The 16,591-nt window shown below is 60.9% G+C and carries 17 protein-coding genes; 4 read left to right on the top strand and 13 right to left on the bottom strand.

The annotated features are described in order from the left end of the window. Nucleotides 1-83: 83 nt before the first annotated feature. On the top strand, nt 84-1,748 hold the full coding sequence (locus tag DYL61_RS13285; RefSeq protein WP_135308675.1) for an electron transfer flavoprotein-ubiquinone oxidoreductase: 1,665 nt from the start codon (nt 84-86) through the stop codon (nt 1,746-1,748). 79 nt (nt 1,749-1,827) lie between these two features. Here DYL61_RS13285 and DYL61_RS13280 read toward each other — a convergent pair whose 3' ends face one another. After that, nucleotides 1,828-2,721 carry an AraC family transcriptional regulator gene (locus DYL61_RS13280; protein WP_135308674.1) on the bottom strand — a complete coding sequence of 298 codons (894 nt, stop codon included), beginning with the start codon at nt 2,719-2,721 and terminating at the stop codon, nt 1,828-1,830. Nucleotides 2,722-2,902: 181 nt separating this feature from the next. Between DYL61_RS13280 and DYL61_RS13275 the strand changes: the two genes are divergently transcribed. Beyond that, on the top strand, nt 2,903-3,955 hold the full coding sequence (locus DYL61_RS13275) for an NAD(P)-dependent alcohol dehydrogenase (RefSeq protein ID WP_135308673.1): 1,053 nt from the start codon (nt 2,903-2,905) through the stop codon (nt 3,953-3,955). A 58-nt stretch (nt 3,956-4,013) separates the two neighbouring features. Here DYL61_RS13275 and DYL61_RS13270 read toward each other — a convergent pair whose 3' ends face one another. From DYL61_RS13270 to DYL61_RS13245, 6 genes are all read right to left on the bottom strand, one after another. Next, a complete protein-coding gene (locus tag DYL61_RS13270; RefSeq protein ID WP_135308672.1) occupies nt 4,014-4,817 on the bottom strand; it encodes an IclR family transcriptional regulator in 804 nt (267 codons plus the stop codon). A 187-nt stretch (nt 4,818-5,004) separates the two neighbouring features. Beyond that, the gene (gene araH / locus DYL61_RS13265) at nt 5,005-5,970 is read right to left on the bottom strand and encodes an L-arabinose ABC transporter permease AraH (protein ID WP_105699263.1); all 966 of its coding nucleotides are present in this window, start codon (nt 5,968-5,970) and stop codon (nt 5,005-5,007) included. Between the two features lie 17 nt (nt 5,971-5,987). Beyond that, nucleotides 5,988-7,487, bottom strand: a complete 1,500-nt coding sequence (gene araG / locus DYL61_RS13260) for an L-arabinose ABC transporter ATP-binding protein AraG (protein WP_135308671.1) — start codon at nt 7,485-7,487, stop codon at nt 5,988-5,990. Continuing rightward, nucleotides 7,484-8,464, bottom strand: a complete 981-nt coding sequence (locus DYL61_RS13255) for a substrate-binding domain-containing protein (RefSeq protein ID WP_135308670.1) — start codon at nt 8,462-8,464, stop codon at nt 7,484-7,486. Before DYL61_RS13255 ends, araG begins: the two co-directional genes overlap by 4 nt. Before the next feature lie 30 nt (nt 8,465-8,494). Further along, nucleotides 8,495-9,316 carry an SDR family oxidoreductase gene (locus DYL61_RS13250; protein WP_135308669.1) on the bottom strand — a complete coding sequence of 274 codons (822 nt, stop codon included), beginning with the start codon at nt 9,314-9,316 and terminating at the stop codon, nt 8,495-8,497. 225 nt (nt 9,317-9,541) lie between these two features. After that, complete coding sequence (locus DYL61_RS13245; RefSeq protein WP_010208407.1) at nt 9,542-10,021, bottom strand: GNAT family N-acetyltransferase; 480 nt, start codon at nt 10,019-10,021, stop codon at nt 9,542-9,544. A 184-nt stretch (nt 10,022-10,205) separates the two neighbouring features. Between DYL61_RS13245 and DYL61_RS13240 the strand changes: the two genes are divergently transcribed. Next, nucleotides 10,206-10,550, top strand: a complete 345-nt coding sequence (locus tag DYL61_RS13240) for a hypothetical protein (protein WP_135308668.1) — start codon at nt 10,206-10,208, stop codon at nt 10,548-10,550. Nucleotides 10,551-10,586: 36 nt separating this feature from the next. After that, nucleotides 10,587-10,853 carry a hypothetical protein gene (locus tag DYL61_RS13235; RefSeq protein ID WP_135308667.1) on the top strand — a complete coding sequence of 89 codons (267 nt, stop codon included), beginning with the start codon at nt 10,587-10,589 and terminating at the stop codon, nt 10,851-10,853. Nucleotides 10,854-10,973: 120 nt separating this feature from the next. Here the strand turns inward: DYL61_RS13235 and DYL61_RS13230 are convergent, their stop codons facing one another. From DYL61_RS13230 to DYL61_RS13205, 6 genes are all read right to left on the bottom strand, one after another. After that, nucleotides 10,974-11,879: a PfkB family carbohydrate kinase gene (locus DYL61_RS13230; RefSeq protein ID WP_135308666.1), complete on the bottom strand. Its 906-nt coding sequence runs from the start codon at nt 11,877-11,879 to the stop codon at nt 10,974-10,976. Then, nucleotides 11,872-13,338, bottom strand: a complete 1,467-nt coding sequence (locus DYL61_RS13225; protein WP_135308665.1) for a purine-cytosine permease family protein — start codon at nt 13,336-13,338, stop codon at nt 11,872-11,874. The genes DYL61_RS13230 and DYL61_RS13225 overlap by 8 nt, the downstream gene beginning before the upstream one ends. 185 nt (nt 13,339-13,523) lie before the next feature. Continuing rightward, nucleotides 13,524-14,525: an ADP-ribosylglycohydrolase family protein gene (locus DYL61_RS13220; RefSeq protein WP_135308664.1), complete on the bottom strand. Its 1,002-nt coding sequence runs from the start codon at nt 14,523-14,525 to the stop codon at nt 13,524-13,526. Beyond that, nucleotides 14,522-15,235: a GntR family transcriptional regulator gene (locus DYL61_RS13215; protein WP_135308663.1), complete on the bottom strand. Its 714-nt coding sequence runs from the start codon at nt 15,233-15,235 to the stop codon at nt 14,522-14,524. The genes DYL61_RS13220 and DYL61_RS13215 overlap by 4 nt, the downstream gene beginning before the upstream one ends. A 70-nt stretch (nt 15,236-15,305) precedes the next feature. After that, nucleotides 15,306-15,866, bottom strand: coding sequence for a DUF1285 domain-containing protein (locus DYL61_RS13210; RefSeq protein WP_135308662.1), 561 nt, complete (start codon nt 15,864-15,866; stop codon nt 15,306-15,308). Nucleotides 15,867-15,883: 17 nt separating this feature from the next. Further along, the gene (locus tag DYL61_RS13205) at nt 15,884-16,489 is read right to left on the bottom strand and encodes a DUF4823 domain-containing protein (RefSeq protein WP_135308661.1); all 606 of its coding nucleotides are present in this window, start codon (nt 16,487-16,489) and stop codon (nt 15,884-15,886) included. Nucleotides 16,490-16,591 lie beyond the last annotated feature (102 nt).

The following is a 16,591-nucleotide window of genomic DNA, read 5'->3' as shown; positions in this document are numbered from 1 at the left end:
TGGGTCGGGCCTTGGCGCCAGACGACACCGAACCTCCACCCATTAGAAAAAAAGCCTGTTGAGCCTTGAGTAGGAGATAACCTGTGGAACGCGAATACATGGAATTCGACGTGGTCATCGTCGGCGCTGGCCCGGCGGGCCTGTCTGCCGCCTGCCGACTGAAGCAGAAGGCCGCCGAAGCCGGTAAGGAAATCAGCGTCTGCGTGGTCGAGAAAGGCTCCGAAGTCGGCGCCCACATCCTCTCTGGTGCCGTGTTTGAACCCCGCGCCCTGAACGAACTGTTCCCGGACTGGAAAGAGCTCGGCGCCCCGCTCAACACCCCCGTGGTGCGCGATGACATCTATGTACTGCGCAGCCCGGAAGCCTCCACCAAGGTTCCAGACTTCTTTGTGCCCAAGACCATGCACAACGAAGGCAACTACATCATTTCCCTGGGCAACCTCTGCCGCTGGCTGGCCCAACAGGCCGAAAACCTCGGCGTGGAAGTCTACCCAGGCTTCGCCGCCCAGGAAGCGCTGTTCGATGAAAACGGCGTGGTGCGCGGGATCATCACCGGTGACCTCGGCGTCGACCGCGAAGGCAACCCGAAAGAAGGCGTGTACACCCCAGGCATGGAGCTGCGTGGCAAGTACACGTTGTTCGCCGAAGGTTGCCGTGGTCACATCGGCAAGCAACTGATCCAGCGTTTCAACCTGGACAGCGACAGCGATGTGCAGCACTACGGCATCGGCCTGAAGGAAATCTGGGAAATCGACCCGGCCAAGCATCAGCCCGGCCTGGTGGTACACACCGCTGGTTGGCCGCTGGACATCATGAGCAACGAAAACACCGGTGGTTCGTTCCTCTATCACCTGGAAAACAACCAGGTGGTCGTCGGCCTGATCGTCGACCTGTCCTACAGCAACACCTTCCTGTCGCCGTTCGATGAGTTCCAGCGCCTCAAGCATCACCCGGTGCTGGCCCAGTACCTGGAAGGCGGCAAGCGCATCAGCTACGGCGCCCGCGCCCTGGCCAAAGGCGGCATCAACTCGCTGCCGAAGATGGTCTTCAAGGGCGGCGCGTTGATCGGCTGCGACCTGGGCACCATGAACGTGGCCAAGATCAAGGGCAGCCACACCGCGATGAAATCCGGCATGCTCGCCGCCGACGCCGTGGCCGAGCGCCTGTTCGCGGAGTCCGAAGGCGGTGATGAGCTGACCAACTACGTCGACAGCTTCAAAGCCAGCTGGTTGTACGAAGAACTGTTTGCCACCCGTAACTTCGGCCCGGCGATGCACAAGTTCGGTCCGATCATCGGCGCCGGCTTCAACTGGTTCGACCAGAACATCCTCGGCGGCAAAATGCCGTTTACCTTGCACGACACCAAGCCGGACTACGCCTGCTTGAAGCTCGCCAAGGACAGCCAGAAAATCGATTACCCGAAACCCGACGGCAAGCTGAGCTTCGACAAGCTGAGTTCGGTGTTCCTCTCCAGCACCAACCATGAAGAAGAACAACCGTGCCACTTGAAGTTGAAAGACCCGAGCATCCCGATCGGCACCAACCTGCCGCTCTACGATGAACCGGCACAGCGTTATTGCCCGGCTGGGGTGTATGAAGTGATCACGAAAGAAGACGGCGAGAAGCGCTTCCAGATCAACGCCCAGAACTGCGTGCACTGCAAGACCTGTGACATCAAGGACCCTTCGCAGAACATCACGTGGGTTACGCCGGAAGGCGCGGGTGGGCCGACTTACCCGAATATGTAAACCTCAAAAAGGCTCCCAAATGGGAGCCTTTTTTATGGCCAACACTCCCACATTTTGATCTGTGTTTTGCCTGGGATGATTAGGCAGCCCGCTCTTCGCCGGGGTTGCGTTCGAAGTAGCGCTTGTATTCACGGCTGAACTGCGAGGTACTCTGATAGCCCACGCTATGCGCCGCCTGCGCTACCCCCATGCCCTCCACCAGCAGCAACTGCTGGGCCTTGAGCAAGCGCAAGCGCTTGAGGTACTGCACCGGCGACAACAAGGTGCAGCGCTTGAAATGCTCATGAAAGGTCGATGCACTCATATGCGCGTACCCGGCCAACGTCTCGATATTCAGCGGTTCGTCAAAATGTGCGTGCAGGTGATTCAACGACGTGGCGATCCGCGAAAACTGCCCTTGCTGTTCCACCAGCGCGCGCAACACATCCGCCTGTGGCCCGCGCAGTGCGGTGAAGAGTAATTCGCGCACCCGCGCCGGGCCCATGATCCGGCTTTCCAGCGGATCGTGCAGGCACTGCAACAGTCGCTCGACGCAGCCGCGCATGGCATCGTCCAGCACCACCGAACTCATCGACTCCAGCGTTTGCGCCGCCGGCGGCGGCCCGGCCTGAATGCCCATGGCCATGACCAACTCGCCCAACACTACACGGTCGATGCCCACGGTCACCCCGTAGAGCGGCGCATCCGGCGCCATGGCAAAGGTCTCGCACTCGAACGGCACCGGCATCGCCTGGATCAGGTAGTGCCCGGCACCGTACTCCAGCGTACGCGGGCCCAGGTAGGCGAGCTTGCTGCCCTGGGCCACGAACATCAGGCTCGGCTCGTAGATCTGCGGCCCGCGCGCCACGTCGCAACTGGCGCGCAAGACCTTCACGCCCGGCAAGTGAGTGGGCGAAAAACCGTCGCAGGGCGTAAGCCCCTCAATCAAGGCAACCAGCGTGGCGTTGGCGTCGAGATGGCGGGTCAACAACATGGCAAAAAACTTCGCGAAAAAGGGATTGGAGCATCATCGCAGGTCTGAGGGCACATAAATCCAAATTCGAGGCACTGCCGGACGAATAGGCATGAGACTCGGAGCAATCGCCATGGCCGCCCACGGGCTCGGCGCGGAGAATGCGCCGCCTCTCTTGTGATTGCTTTAGCGAGGTTCCGCCATGTACACCGCCATCGGTTATGCCGCCCAGTCGGCCACCACTCCCCTCGCCCCTATGTCGTTCCAACGCCGCAGCCCGCGTGTGGATGACGTGGCCATCGAGATCCTCTACTGCGGCGTGTGCCACTCCGACATCCACCAGGCGCGCAACGAATGGGGCATCGCCGTGTACCCGCTGATGCCGGGCCACGAGATCGTCGGCAAGGTCACCGCCGTCGGCGCCAACGTCACCGCGCATAAAGTTGGCGACCTGGTGGGCGTGGGCTGCATGGTCGACTCGTGCCGTCACTGCGAAGCGTGCAAATCGGACCTGGAGCAATATTGCCTCGAAGGCCCGACCATGACCTACGCCACCCCGGACCGTGTCGACGGCACCAACACCATGGGCGGCTACTCCGACAGCATCGTGGTCAGCGAGCATTTCGTGGTGAAGATCCCGGCCAAGCTCGACCTGGCCAGCGCTGCGCCGATCCTGTGTGCCGGCGTGACCATGTACTCGCCGATCAAGCACTACGGCATCAAGGCTGGCGACAAAGTCGGCGTATTGGGCATGGGTGGCCTGGGCCACATGGGTATCAAGCTGGCCAAGGCGATTGGCGCCGAAGTGACCCTGTTCACTCGTTCCGCGAGCAAGGCCGAAGAAGGCCGTCGCCAGGGCGCCGACCATGTGATCGTGTCCACCGACGCCGAGCAGATGAAAGCCGCTGCCGGGCACTTCGACTTCCTGCTGGACACCATCCCGGTGCAGCACGATCTGAACCCCTACCTCGACGTACTGCGCTTTGACGGCGTGCACATCCTGGTCGGCCTGATCGAGCCGGTGGACCCACCGGTGAACGCCGCCAAGCTGATCATGGGCCGCAAGGTACTGGCCGGCTCCCTGATCGGTGGCATTGCCGAAACCCAGGAAGTCCTGGATTTCTGCGCGGAACACGGCATCAGCTGCGACATCGAGATGCTCGATATCCGCAACATCAACGAAGCCTACAGCCGCATGATTGCCGGTGATGTGAAGTACCGTTTTGTCATCGACATGGCGACTTTGAAAGTCTGACGGCGATGGACGCGGAGCGTCCGGGGCTGCGTTCCCACGCAGAGCGTGGGAACGATCATCAGGCCTTCGCGCCCAACTCTGCTGACAGCCGCGCTGCGACCTGTTTGATCACAGGGATCAGCTCGGCCATTTTTTCCAGCGGCATGTAGGGCACGGTACTGGCGATGCTGATGCCGGCGACGATTCGCCGGCTGGCATCGCGCACCGGTGCCGCCACGCAACGGATCGACGGTTCGTTGTCTTCCAGATCGAACGCAAAGCCCCCCACCACGTACTCGTGCATGCGCTGCTCGAACTGCGCCCAGGACTGCTCCGGGTGCTGCGGCCACTGCTGGCTTTTGCCGGCGACCGGCTGGCTCACGTCGTACAAGCGCTGCCATTCCTGCACGGTGTCATCCAACAGCAACGCCTTGCCGATCCCGGTGCGCGCCAGCGGCATGCGGTGGCCGACCCGTGAGCGCATTTCCGGGCCGTTGCGGCCAGGGTTCTTGTGCAGGTACAACACGTCGTCGTATTCGCGGATGGCCAGGTGGATGGTGTCGCCGGTCAGTGCCGACAGCTCATCCAGATAGGGCACGGCCAGGGTTACCAGTGGCAACTCTTCACGTGCCTGGAAACCCAGCTCAATCAGCTTCGGTCCCAGCAGGTAACCGACTTGCGGCACCACGCGCAGATAACGCTCGTCCACCAGGCAACTGGCCAGGCGGTGGGTGGTGCTGCGGGTGGTGCCGATGCGTTTGGCGATCTCTTTCAAGTCGCGCGCACCGGCCGCCACCGCTTGCACCACGCCCAGGCCACGCAGCAGGGTTTGGGTGCCGGTGGGGGCGGTGTCTTTGGTGGGGGTGGGGGCGTTTTCCTGCATATCGGGCCTATTCAGTATGAAAGCGTGGGCATTATGGATGGCAAAACCCGGATTTCAATACAGTGGAGATCCAATGTGGGAGGGGGCTTGCCCCCGATAGCGGTGTGTCAGCTTGCACATGTGTATCTGACAGACTGCTATCGGGGGCAAGCCCCCTCCCACATTTGAACCTCGTACACCAAGGATTTCAGCGTTGTTTCAGGCGGTCGATGATCACCGCCAGCAATAGGATCGAGCCCCGGATCACGTACTGGTAGAAGGTATCGATATTCTTCAGGTTCATCGCATTCTCAATGATCGCCAGGATCAACACCCCGGCAATCACATGCCGGATCATGCCAATCCCGCCGCTCAACGACACCCCGCCCAACACGCACGCGGAGATCACCGTCAGCTCGAACCCCTGGCCGATCATCGGCTGGCCCGAGGTCATCCGCGACGCGAGGATCACCCCGGCCAACGCGCCCACCAGACCGTGCACGGCAAAGATGATGATCTTGGTGCGATCAACATTCACCCCGGCCAGCAATGCGGCTTCCTGGTTGCCGCCGATGGCCATGGTGTTGCGCCCGTAGGTGGTGTAGTTCAACAACCAGCCAAAAAACACAAAGCACAACACGGTGATGATGATCGGCACCGGCACGCCCATTAGCTGGCCGTTGCCGAACACGAAGAAGCCTTCGTCCATCACCCCCACCGCCTTGCCGTTGGAGAAGATGTAGGCCAGGCCACGCACAATCTGCATGGTCGCCAACGTGGTGATCAACGCATTGATCCGCAGCTTGGCAATGACGATGCCGTTGATCAGCCCCACCACCAAGCCCATGGCCAATGCCGCCGATACGCCGAGCACTACGCTGTCGGTGTCACGAATCACGATGCCCGCCACCACACCGGCGCAGGCGATCACCGAGCCCACCGACAAATCGAAATGCCCCGACGCCAGGCAGAACAACATGGTGCAGGCGGCGATGCCCACCGTGGAAATCGCCAGGCCCAGGCCACGCATGTTCAGCGGCGACAGGAAGTTATCGATAAACAATGCACTGAGCACAAAAATGCTCAACGCCGCGAGCAGCATCACCCAGTCATCGAGAAACTTGCGCTGGTTGAAACCCGGCCAGAAGCCCTTTGCAGTCTTTACCTCGGACATCATTCACCTCGCATTCTTCAAGCCCGCGAGCGCGGGAGAGCCAGTTGCAACAGCCGTGCTTCGTCGGCCTGGTCGCGGCTGAGTTCGCCGGTCAGGGCGCCTTCGCTCATCACCAGGATGCGGTCGCTGATGCCCATCACTTCCATCAGGTCGCTGGACACCACGATCACCGCAATACCGCTGGCAGCCAGGTTATGGATGATCTGGTAGATCTCCGACTTGGCGCCGATATCGATGCCCCGCGTCGGCTCATCCAGCAGCAAGACTTTCATCGGCATCGACAGCCAGCGACCGAGAATGGCCTTCTGCTGATTGCCGCCGGACAGGTACATGATTTTCTGTTCGGCGTTGGGCGTCTTGACCCTCATCGCCTTGATCTGTTGGTCGGCGTTGCGCTTTTCCCAGCCCTCGCGCAGCAACCAGCCGAACGCGGAATGCGCGCCCCGCGCACTGATGTTGATGTTCTCGGCGACGCTGGAGAGCGGGATGATGCCCTCCTTCTTGCGGTCTTCCGGGCACAGCAACACGCCGGCGGCAATGGCGTCGCGGGGTGACTGCAAGGGCAGGTCTTGCCCGCACAGTTCCAGGCTGCCGGCGGTGCTGCGGGCCACGCCGCTCAGCAGCCGGAACAGTTCGGTACGCCCCGCACCCACTAAGCCGAACAGGCCGAGGATTTCGCCTTTATGCACCTGGAAACTGACCGGCTCACGCAACCCGGGGCCGAGCAACCCATCCACTTTCAATGCCACCTCGCCTTGCTCGCGCGGGCGATAGTCATAGATATCCTGGATATCGCGACCGACCATGCAGGTCACCAATTGGTCGTGGGTCAGCGCATGCATGTCATCGAACGTGCGCACGTAGCGACCGTCCTTGAACACCGTGACGGCATTACAGATGCGGAACACCTCTTCCATGCGGTGCGACACGTAGAGCACCACTTTGCCCTCGTCCCGCAGGCGCGTGATGATCGCCATCAAGCGGTCGATCTCCCGCGCCGACAGGCTGCTGGTAGGTTCATCGAACGCAATCACATGAGCGCCACGGGACAACGCCTTGGCGATTTCCACCAGTTGGCGCTGGCCCAACGACAAGCGACCGAGCTTCTCGTCCGGATCAATTTCATCCGCCAGGCCCTTGAGGCAGGCCAGTGCCTGCTTGCGCAATTGGCTGCGATTGACCACGCCAAAGCGCGTTGGCAAATGCCCGAGAAACAAGTTCTCGGCGACGCTCATTTCCGGCACCAGGTGCAGTTCCTGGTGAATCACCGCCACGCCGCTGGCAATGCTGTCGGCGGCGTTCTTGAAGGCCATGGTCTGTTCGCCGATCTGCAGCGAGCCGCTGCTGGGCATGTAGGCACCGCCGAGGATCTTCAACAGCGTGGACTTGCCCGCGCCGTTCTCGCCCATCAGCGCATGCACCTGATGCGGCCGCGCTTCAAAGCTGATCTGCGCCAGGGCTTTCACCCCGGGAAATTCCTTGCCGATGCTGTTGAAGCGCAAGGCCGCGCCGGTCATTTCCAAAGACCGATTTTGGTCAGTTCTTCCTGGAAATTGGCACGGGTGATCAGGGTCACTTCGTCCATCGCGGTGTATTTCGGTGGTTCAGTGCCTTTGGTAACCCAATCGAACACCATTTTCGCGGTGTTGTAGCCTTCGATATGAGGGCTGGGCAGCATCGAGCCGAAGAAACCGCTGTCGGCTTTCTTCAACTCGCCGATAGCGTCAGTGCCGTTGATACCGATACCGATCACGTTGGCAGCCTTGAAGCCGGCACTTTCAGTGGCGCGCACGCCGCCGAGGACAGTGTTGTCGTTCATGCCGCCGATGATCAGGTTTTTCGCGCCGCTGGGCAGTTTCACCAGGGCCGAGTTGGTGGCGTCCATGCTGCCCGGCACGTCGAGGGTCTTGAGCGCCGCGGTGAGAATGTGGTCTTTGGGAATCCCCGCATCTTCCAGGGATTTGATCGAGCCATCGGTGCGTTTTTTACCGGTGTCGAGTTCGTTGTAGGTGTTGATCACGGCGTAGGTGTCTTTCCAGTCCCAGCCGCGTTTTTTCGCTTCGGCGGCCATGGCGGCGCCTTGCTTCTGGCCGACTTCGAAGGCGGCCATGCCCAGGTAAGGTACGTCTTCCATGAAGTTGCCTTTGGCATCGACAAAACGGTCATCCACGGCCATCACTTTCAAACCATTGGCCTTGGCTTTCGCCACAATGGCCGGGCCGAGCGAGACGTCCGGCGGGCAGATCACAAAGCCCTTGGCACCGTTGGCGGCCAGGCTGTCGATGGCCGAGAGGGTTTTTTCGCCGTCGGGTACGGCGATCTTGATCACGGTGAACCCGTGCTCCTTGCCGGCTTTCTCGGCAAACGCCCATTCAGTCTGGAACCAGGGTTCTTCGGCCTGCTTGACCAAAAATCCGATCTTCACTTCTTCCGCCGAGACAACGCCGCTGAAAGCCAGGGCGAGCGCCAGGGTGCCGAGTGTCTTCTTGAACATGAACCACCTCTTCTTGTTATTGGAAAAGATCTAGTCGTGGTACATCACAGAACGCCCGCCATCGATCATCAGGCAGGTTGCATTGATAAAGGGCGCCTCGTCGGTGGCCAGGAACAGCGCGGTCATCGCCACCTCCACCGGCTGGCCGATACGCTTGGGCGGGTGCAGGTCGAACGCACGCTGGCGCTCGGCGTGGGGGTCGGGGAAACCGTTCCAGTAATCGACGTTAAGTTGGGTCTCGATATAACCCGGTGCGATGGCATTGACGCGAATGCCCTTGGGCGCGTATTCGATGCCCAGCGCACGGGTCAGGCCGAGCAAGCCATGCTTGGCCACGGGATAGGGGAAGCAGCCGGGAATGATGTGGCTGGAATGGGTAGACGCGATATTGATGATGTTGCCGATGCCCTGCTCAATCATAGGCGGGAGCACCGCACGGCAGCCGAACCAGGCGCCGTCGAGGTCGATGGCGAAGCAGCGGCGCCAGTCTTCGTCGGTCATTTGCAGCGGATCACGGAAGACGTTGACCCCGGCGCAATTGACCAGCACATCCACACGGCCGAAGCGCTCGAGGGTCAGGTTGACCAGTGACTGCCATTGATCCTTTGAAGTGATATCGACCGGTTGTGCGTAGATCTCGGCACCACGTTCACGCCAATGGGCGGCGACGTTCTCGACCTTGTCACCCTGGATATCCGCGATGACCAGGCGCGCCTGCTGGGCCTGGAAACACGCGACGATTGCCTCGCCAATGCCTTGGGCGGCACCGGTGATGATCACCACTTTGCCCTTGAGCCGCTCGCCATAGGTGGGCTCGGGCACGGCGGGGAGTGACAACGGTTGTGCCTGCATCGCTTCACCTGTTTTATTTTTGGTAGTGAGTGCTGATGCAGGCGACTATAAACCCATCGTTTGAAATATCTCAATATATAAATTTGAGTCCCACATATTGAGATATACACATAAACAATGTGGGAGGGGGCTTGCCCCCGATAGCGGTGGGTCAGCTACAGATAAGCTGACTGATCCACCGCCATCGGGGGCAAGCCCCCTCCCACATTTGAATTTCAGTGTTATTCAACCCAACGCAAAATCTCGCAATGCATCCCCTTCCATGCGGTAACGCACCCACTCTTCCTGCGGCTGGGCACCGATGGATTTGTAGAAGGCAATCGCCGGCTCGTTCCAATCCAGCACGCTCCACTCGAAACGCCCGCAGCCGTTATCAAAGGCGATCTTGGCCAGGTGACGCAGCAACTTCTTGCCCGCTCCGCCGCCGCGTTGTTCCGGGTTGATGTACAGGTCTTCGAGGTACAGGCAGTTGCTGCCAAGCCAGGTGGAATAACTGAAAAAGAACACCGCAAAACCAATCGGCAAGCCATCGCGCAAACAGATCAGGCCGTGGGCGGTGGCGCCTTCGCTGAACAGGCTGCGCTCGATGTCCACCACACTGGCGATCACTTCATGCCGGGCCTTTTCGTATTCGGCCAGTTCGGTGATGAAGGTCAGGATCTGCGCAGCATCGCTGGGCACGGCGGGGCGAATCTCGATGGTCATGGGCGAGCCTTGGCAATTTCAAAGCACACATACTAAGGCGCTTTGATGACCGGAGGAAATCGAGCCACGCCGGCACACAAAATCTTACAGGTAACCCAGGACCGTTCGTCGCCACCCCGGCACGAACGGAAAGAGCCGGCGGACCAATAGAAGGTAAGGACATTAATTCTATGGAGACACTCTCATGAAGAATTCCAAGTTTGTTGCCCTCGCCCTCACCGGCCTGTTGTCTGCTGCTTCGTTGAGCGTATTTGCGGCGGATTCGTCGACCGGTAAAACCAACCCCGTCGGCAGCCCACCCAGCCCAGCGACCCAGGAATCCCAGGATTCGATGGGCACCGGGATGGACACCAACGGCGGTGCAATCATCGACAACAGCGCCGACCCGCGCACCAAAGGCAACGACACCCAACGCCAGGCGCCTGCAGCCGTGGGCAACGGCAAAATGGGTCCGGGGATCAATCAGCCCAACATCAACAAGGGCGACGACTCCAATGTCCCAGGGGCACCCAAGCAGCCTGCGCCATAATCCGACACCCGATCATTCCCCAGTGAAGAGGTACGCATGAACGTTGATCGAAACCTTGAAAAAGAAGTCCTCACCCGCCTGCTGCACGCCCACCCGAATGGCTTGGGCAAGGAGGTGTTGGATAACTACCGCGGTGAAAAAGTGGTGGCCAGTGTGCTGGCATTTCTACAAGACCGCGGGTTCATCAAGGATGGGCATGTGACCACCGGCGATGACGGTGAGTACTCGCTGAACTTGCCGATCAAGCTGACGGCGTCAGGGGTGGACGAGGCGCGCAAGCTCGAATCTGAGCCCCGTCAGTAGCCCTCATGCAAAACCCAATGTGGGAGGGGGCTTGCCCCCGATAGCGGAGTCTCAGTCAGCACATCTGTTGCTGACCCACTGCTATCGGGGGCAAGCCCCCTCCCACAATTTTGTCCGTATTCAGCCAGCTAAAATCGCGTCGATTTCAGCAGTGCCTGGGGATGTCGCTGGCCCCCATCGCGTTACCGCCAACGCCGCTGCCGCATTGGCACGGCGCGCCGCGTCAGCCGGTTTTAAACCACTGGCCAAACCCGCAATAAACACACCCGCATGCGCATCGCCTGCGCCGTTGCTGTCTACGGCTTTTACCTTGAAACCCGGCACATGCTCGGCATTCACCCAGCAACCATTCGGGCCATCCCGCACGACCAACAATGCGTCGTCGGGCAGGAGTTGTTTCAGTTCGGTCAATGCATCCGCCAGCGACCCCGCGCCGGTAAACGCCAAGGCCTCCGGACCGTTGCTGGTCCAGATATCGATACGCGGCAGCAACGTTACCATCAGCGCCGAATCCGGTGCCTTGACCAGTGGCCCCGGGTCGAACACCACGCGGATATCACGCGGTAACGCCAACACCCAATCGAGCAGCGCCTGCGCCTTGCCTTCCAGCATCAGGCTGTAGCCACTGACGTACACGTAGTCGCCCGCTTGCGGCACCACGTTCGCCAAGTCCTCGGCACTCAAGTCACCTTCAGCGCCGATATGGGAGATGAACGTGCGCTCGGTGGTCGCCTCAGTCAGCGACACACACAAACCGGTGTCTTTATCGGCACTGGCCGCCTGGGCCATCTCCACGCCTTCGGCCTGCATGGCCGCACGGGCCAGTTCGCCGAAACGGCCGTTGCCATGGCGCCCGAGGTACACCACCGGCAAACCATTGCGCCGGGCAGCGGCCATGACGTTAAAACCACCGCCTGCTTCAAAACTGGCGGATTGCGCCAGCACGTCGCCGCCAGTCGCAGGCAAGGTGTCGAGGGCCATCACCAAGTCGACGATGACTTGGCCGGTGTGCAGCAATCTAGACATGGTGACTCTCTACCAAAGCCGGACGACGATCAGCGGCGCCGCCCAGTACTGCATAAATCCCGCCGGCCACCAGGAAGGTGACAATCCAGCCCAGGCCGTTGTGGCCCAGCCAGGAGTCGGACAACGGCCCGGCGAACCAGATATTTTCGGCGGTAGTGCCGATGGTGGTGAAGCTGAACCCCAGCACAATCGCCACGGCCCACGCGCCAAAGGCACGCCATTCCACGCCGCCGCGATACCAGTAGGCGCTGCTGGGGCTTACGTCCAGCAGGTCGTTGGGGCTGTAGTAGTGGCGGTGGATCAGGTCGACCACGAAGATCCCGACCCACGCGGTGATCGGCACCGCCAGCAACGAGATGAAGGTAATGAACGGGCCGTAGAAACTGTCGGCAATCAGCATGAAATAGATGGAACCGGCAAAAATCGCCACGATGTCGACGATCACCGCATGCACGCGCTTGACCTTGAGACCCAGGGTCAAGGTGGTGAGGCCCGCCGAGTACACCGACAGGTTATTCGACAGCAGCAGCCCGCCAAACGCGGTGATCAGGTACGGCACGGCCATCCAGGTCGGCAGCATGTCGCGGATCGCGATGATCGGGTCAGTGGCCGAGGCCAGGTCGTTGTTGCCCACCGACAGCAGGCCGCCGAGGGTGATCAGCAGCACCAGCGGAATACCCGCGCCGAACGCGGCGGAGGCCACCAGGCGCACGGCCTTGACGCTGCGGTGCTGGTAGCGCGACATGTCGGCACCCGCGTTGGCCCAGCCGATGCCGGTGCCGGCGGCCATGGTGCCGATGCCGATGATCATTGCGCTCAGCGGTGCCGGCGTTGCATTGAACACCGCGCTCCAGTCGATGGTGGCGCAGAGGAAGCCGCCGACCAGGATATTCAAGGCGCCGAATACGTAAGTGGCCCACTTCTGGATCACCAGCAAGGTGGCATGGCCCAGGCCGGAAACCGACAGGGTCAGCAGCACAAAAATGGCGATGAAGATGAGCGTCAGGATCGGCGAGCTTTTCGCCTCGACCGCAGAGCCGAACAGGATCGAACACAACGACAGCAGCACAAACGCGGCGGTGGTGGTGTTGACGGTTTCCCAGCCCAGGCGCGACATCAGCGACACCAGCGTCGGCCCGATATTGCCGCGCACGCCGAAGATGGCACGGGACAGGGTCAGGCTCGGTGCGCGGCCACGACGACCGGCGATGGAGATAATGCCCACCACCGCAAACGAACCGGCAGCGCCAAGGATCGCCACGATGATTGCCTGCCAGATGGCCAGGCCACGGAACGCGACAAGGGTTGCGCCCAGCGGCAAGCCGAGGATGCTGATATTGGCTGCAAACCACACCCAGAACAGTTGCAGTGGGTGACCATTGCACTCACCTTCCGGGACCGGCTCGATGCCGCGTGTTTCCAATTGCCCGGCGCTTTGGCCGGAAGAGGTGCTGCTCATGAAAGGGTGCTCCTGGTGCCTGTATTGTTGTGGTTGTGGCAAATAAACATTTTTTTGTTCATACACGGTTAATGTGGGAGCGGGCTTGCTCGCGAATGCGGTGTATCTGAAACAGGTGTGCTCACTGATACACCGCTATCGGGGGCAAGCCCCCTCCCACATGTTTGCCTGCGGCGCTTAGTGCATTAGCGCATTGCGAGTAGCCCTTGAACCAGTGGCTGCAGATCCAAACCATTGACGCGTTTGACCTGTTCGACCATCGCCTCCGGCCAGCACTGCATGCCCAAACAGGCACCGAGCATTGCGCCGAGAATGGCGGCGATGGTATCGGTGTCCCCACCCAGGCTCGCGGCCAGGCACAACGCCTCAAACGCATTCATGTCCCCCACCGCCACTTGCTGCGCCAGGGCAAACGACACCACCACCGACTCCTGGGACGCCACGGAGGTGCCGATCAATTCGTAGAGCAAATCCGCGAACAGCGCCTTGTCGCCACTGCCCACGCTCAAGGTGCGCGCCCAACTGATGCGGGTGGAAATGCGCCCGCCGGCAATCCAGTGGCCATGGCTTTCGGACTGCTGGGCGATCTGGGTGCCGATGTTCAGGGCTTCGCCGAGGTCAACACCGTTGATGCCCGCCGAAACCACCGCCGCCACCGCTGCCGCGCTGGAGATGCCCAAGGTGGTGTTATGGGTGACTTGGCAGGCCTGGATCACCGCCTGGATAAACTGCGCCGGGTCGCTGACATCGGCGGCGATCCCCACCGGCGTGATGCGCATGGCCGCACCGTTGGTGGTGCCGTAGCGTCCTGACTCTTCTGGCGTGTGGCCGGCCAGAATCATGTCGATGGCACGCTTGGTCGACGGCCCGAGCAAATCCTGGGAACCCTTGGCACGCATCACGGCCTCCCAGTCGATCAGGCGCTGGGCGAGGACGGTCGGCTCAATGGTGCCTTGGCCTTCCACCAGCAGCTCACCGACCAGGATGGCCTGCTCGGTATCATCGGTGATGGAGCCGGCCGGCATGTTCGGTGCGATGGGTTGGTCTGCATCCGCGTCTTCCAGCGCAGTGATTGCACCGAAACGCGCACGCACTTGCTCGCGGCTCAGGGATTGGGTGGGCATGCCCAAGGCATCGCCCAACGCCAAGCCATAAAACGCGCCAAGCGCGCGGTTTTGCGGGGTCATTTCAATGCTCCAAATTGCAGGTGCAGGCGAAAGTGCAGAGGGTCGAGCAGGCTTTCGACATGTTCCATGAAGCGCTCGCGTCGGTCGTAAGTGGTCCGTGAGGCCTTGAGGAACACCGTACCCGCCGGGCGACCGAGCAGTTCGGCATCTTCATCGCTGAGGGGTTCGGCGCCGATCCATTGGTCACCCTCGGCGCCGACATAACCGTAGGCCGCCAGGGTGATGGTCAGGGAGTTATCGATCAGCCCTACGCTTGGCAGGCTTTCCAGGCCGCCGGACGCAGGCATCAGCGAGCGTTCCAGCGACACTGCGGTGCCATCGGTGGTGTAGCGCAGACGGTCGAGGGCGATAAATTGATCGGTGCCGAAACGGCTGGACAGGTCCGTACGGGTCACGGCTTCGAGGCGCAGGATGTCGGTGTTGACCCGTGCCCCGGTGTCGGCCAGGGCCTGTGCCCAACCATTGCGTTGGTCGAGCACCATGCCGTCAAATGTGACGATAGATCCGACGCCGCTCTGGGTGGCGATGTAGTTGCGGCGTTTGAGCTCGGCAAGGGCTTCACGCAAGGTGCCACGGCTGACCGCAAACTCCTCGGCCAGTTGGTGCTCGCCGGGCAGCAGGAAACCATGGACCATCACCCCACCTTCGATACGGCGGATAAGTTCGTCGACGACGCGTTTTTTCTTATCAAATCGGACATGTCTAATCATGTACAAATTGATACCCGAAAGCGCCCATTTGCAGCAAGCGAATTATTTCAAGGGAATCGAAAAACCGGCCTCAAGGCTCCAGGCCAATACGGAAAAACTCCCCACCGCTCCACACGCCAAGCCAGTTCTGACCGTTGATCGGACGGCTCACCGCCAACTCGACCAATTGGTAGAACACATTGCGGTGTACCAGGGCTTCGAGGTTGGTGCGCACCCGCAGATAGGGGGACGGTTCCTGGGTGACGGGGTCGGTCACCACCCGCAACGGATGTTCCAGGCCAGCCTCGATGGGCTCGTCGACGTTGGTGGTGAAGCGCAGCAGCTGGTTTTCGCCCTCGCCTTCCACGTCCAGAGTGACGGCGACAAACGGCGCATCATCGACGGTGATGCCGACTTTTTCCACCGGGGTGACCAGAAAGTAATCATCGCCATCGCGGCGAATGATGTTGGAGAACAGCTTGACCATCGGCTTACGCCCAATCGGCGTGCCCTGGTAGAACCAGGTGCCATCACGGGCGATGCGCATATCGATATGGCCGCAGAAATCCGGGTTCCACAGGTGCACCGGCGCCGGTCCCTTGCCCTTGGGCAGTTGGGCCAACAGATCATTGGCCTTGGCGGAATCGGTCATGGGCTTCTCCTCTGGATTTATTGATCCCCCATGCCCAACAGGCTGCGCGCGTACTGCGCGAGGGGGCGAGCGATCAGGTCTTGTGGCGTGTTGTCGTGGAACGTCAGTAAACCGCCACGGCTACGAATGCGCACAGTATCGATCAAATACTGGGTGCTGGTCTCGATCAACATGACCTGTATCACGCCGCTGTCGAGACCAAGACGGTCGAGGGCCTCCTGGTCGGACCACTCATCGGCATTGCCAATGCGGTCATCGGCTGCCGCAAAACGGCAATACAGCAGGTAATGCGCGCCGGCGCCACGGGCTTCGGCCATCGCTTCTTCGAGGCCCTCGGCCTGACGGGCGCGGCGTACCATCGGGAAGTATTCGACAAAACCGTTGAAGGCTTCTTCGGCCACCACGTTCGGGCGTGGGTAGGCGCTGCCCGGCGGCACAAAGGCGCCTTGGGCGATGAAGATAAACGAGTCCGGCTGCACGCGAACCGAGTTGGTCCGGCGCGTATCACTGTGGTCCAGCAGCCCGGCGTCGCTCATCTGATAGCGGGTGCCTTCGGCCATATCGCTGACGGTCATGCAACCACTCAGCGCCAACGACGCCAGCAACAAAACCAGACTACGCATCCTATTCCTCCAGAAGCCGGTGACGGAAAACCGGCGAATGGGCGTGAGATGCAGATTCTGCGCCAGCTTAAGATCAACATAGGTCAAATGTGGGAGGGGGCT

Origin of the sequence: Pseudomonas nabeulensis, assembly GCF_004682045.1 — a bacterium.
GTDB lineage: Bacteria > Pseudomonadota > Gammaproteobacteria > Pseudomonadales > Pseudomonadaceae > Aquipseudomonas > Aquipseudomonas nabeulensis.
This window is presented reverse-complemented; position numbering and strand designations above follow the sequence as displayed.

Excerpts from the sequence above, each read along its gene's own strand:
- DYL61_RS13280 (WP_135308674.1), bottom strand. The coding sequence starts at position 2,721 with ATGTTGTTGACCCGCCATCTCGACGCCAACGCCACGCTGGTTGCCTTG.
- DYL61_RS13275 (WP_135308673.1), top strand. The coding sequence starts at position 2,903 with ATGTACACCGCCATCGGTTATGCCGCCCAGTCGGCCACCACTCCCCTC.
- DYL61_RS13270 (WP_135308672.1), bottom strand. The coding sequence starts at position 4,817 with ATGCAGGAAAACGCCCCCACCCCCACCAAAGACACCGCCCCCACCGGC.
- araH (WP_105699263.1), bottom strand. The coding sequence starts at position 5,970 with ATGTCCGAGGTAAAGACTGCAAAGGGCTTCTGGCCGGGTTTCAACCAG.
- araG (WP_135308671.1), bottom strand. The coding sequence starts at position 7,487 with ATGACCGGCGCGGCCTTGCGCTTCAACAGCATCGGCAAGGAATTTCCC.
- DYL61_RS13255 (WP_135308670.1), bottom strand. The coding sequence starts at position 8,464 with ATGTTCAAGAAGACACTCGGCACCCTGGCGCTCGCCCTGGCTTTCAGC.
- DYL61_RS13250 (WP_135308669.1), bottom strand. The coding sequence starts at position 9,316 with ATGCAGGCACAACCGTTGTCACTCCCCGCCGTGCCCGAGCCCACCTAT.
- DYL61_RS13245 (WP_010208407.1), bottom strand. The coding sequence starts at position 10,021 with ATGACCATCGAGATTCGCCCCGCCGTGCCCAGCGATGCTGCGCAGATC.
- DYL61_RS13240 (WP_135308668.1), top strand. The coding sequence starts at position 10,206 with ATGAAGAATTCCAAGTTTGTTGCCCTCGCCCTCACCGGCCTGTTGTCT.
- DYL61_RS13235 (WP_135308667.1), top strand. The coding sequence starts at position 10,587 with ATGAACGTTGATCGAAACCTTGAAAAAGAAGTCCTCACCCGCCTGCTG.
- DYL61_RS13230 (WP_135308666.1), bottom strand. The coding sequence starts at position 11,879 with ATGTCTAGATTGCTGCACACCGGCCAAGTCATCGTCGACTTGGTGATG.
- DYL61_RS13225 (WP_135308665.1), bottom strand. The coding sequence starts at position 13,338 with ATGAGCAGCACCTCTTCCGGCCAAAGCGCCGGGCAATTGGAAACACGC.
- DYL61_RS13220 (WP_135308664.1), bottom strand. The coding sequence starts at position 14,525 with ATGACCCCGCAAAACCGCGCGCTTGGCGCGTTTTATGGCTTGGCGTTG.
- DYL61_RS13215 (WP_135308663.1), bottom strand. The coding sequence starts at position 15,235 with ATGATTAGACATGTCCGATTTGATAAGAAAAAACGCGTCGTCGACGAA.
- DYL61_RS13210 (WP_135308662.1), bottom strand. The coding sequence starts at position 15,866 with ATGACCGATTCCGCCAAGGCCAATGATCTGTTGGCCCAACTGCCCAAG.
- DYL61_RS13205 (WP_135308661.1), bottom strand. The coding sequence starts at position 16,489 with ATGCGTAGTCTGGTTTTGTTGCTGGCGTCGTTGGCGCTGAGTGGTTGC.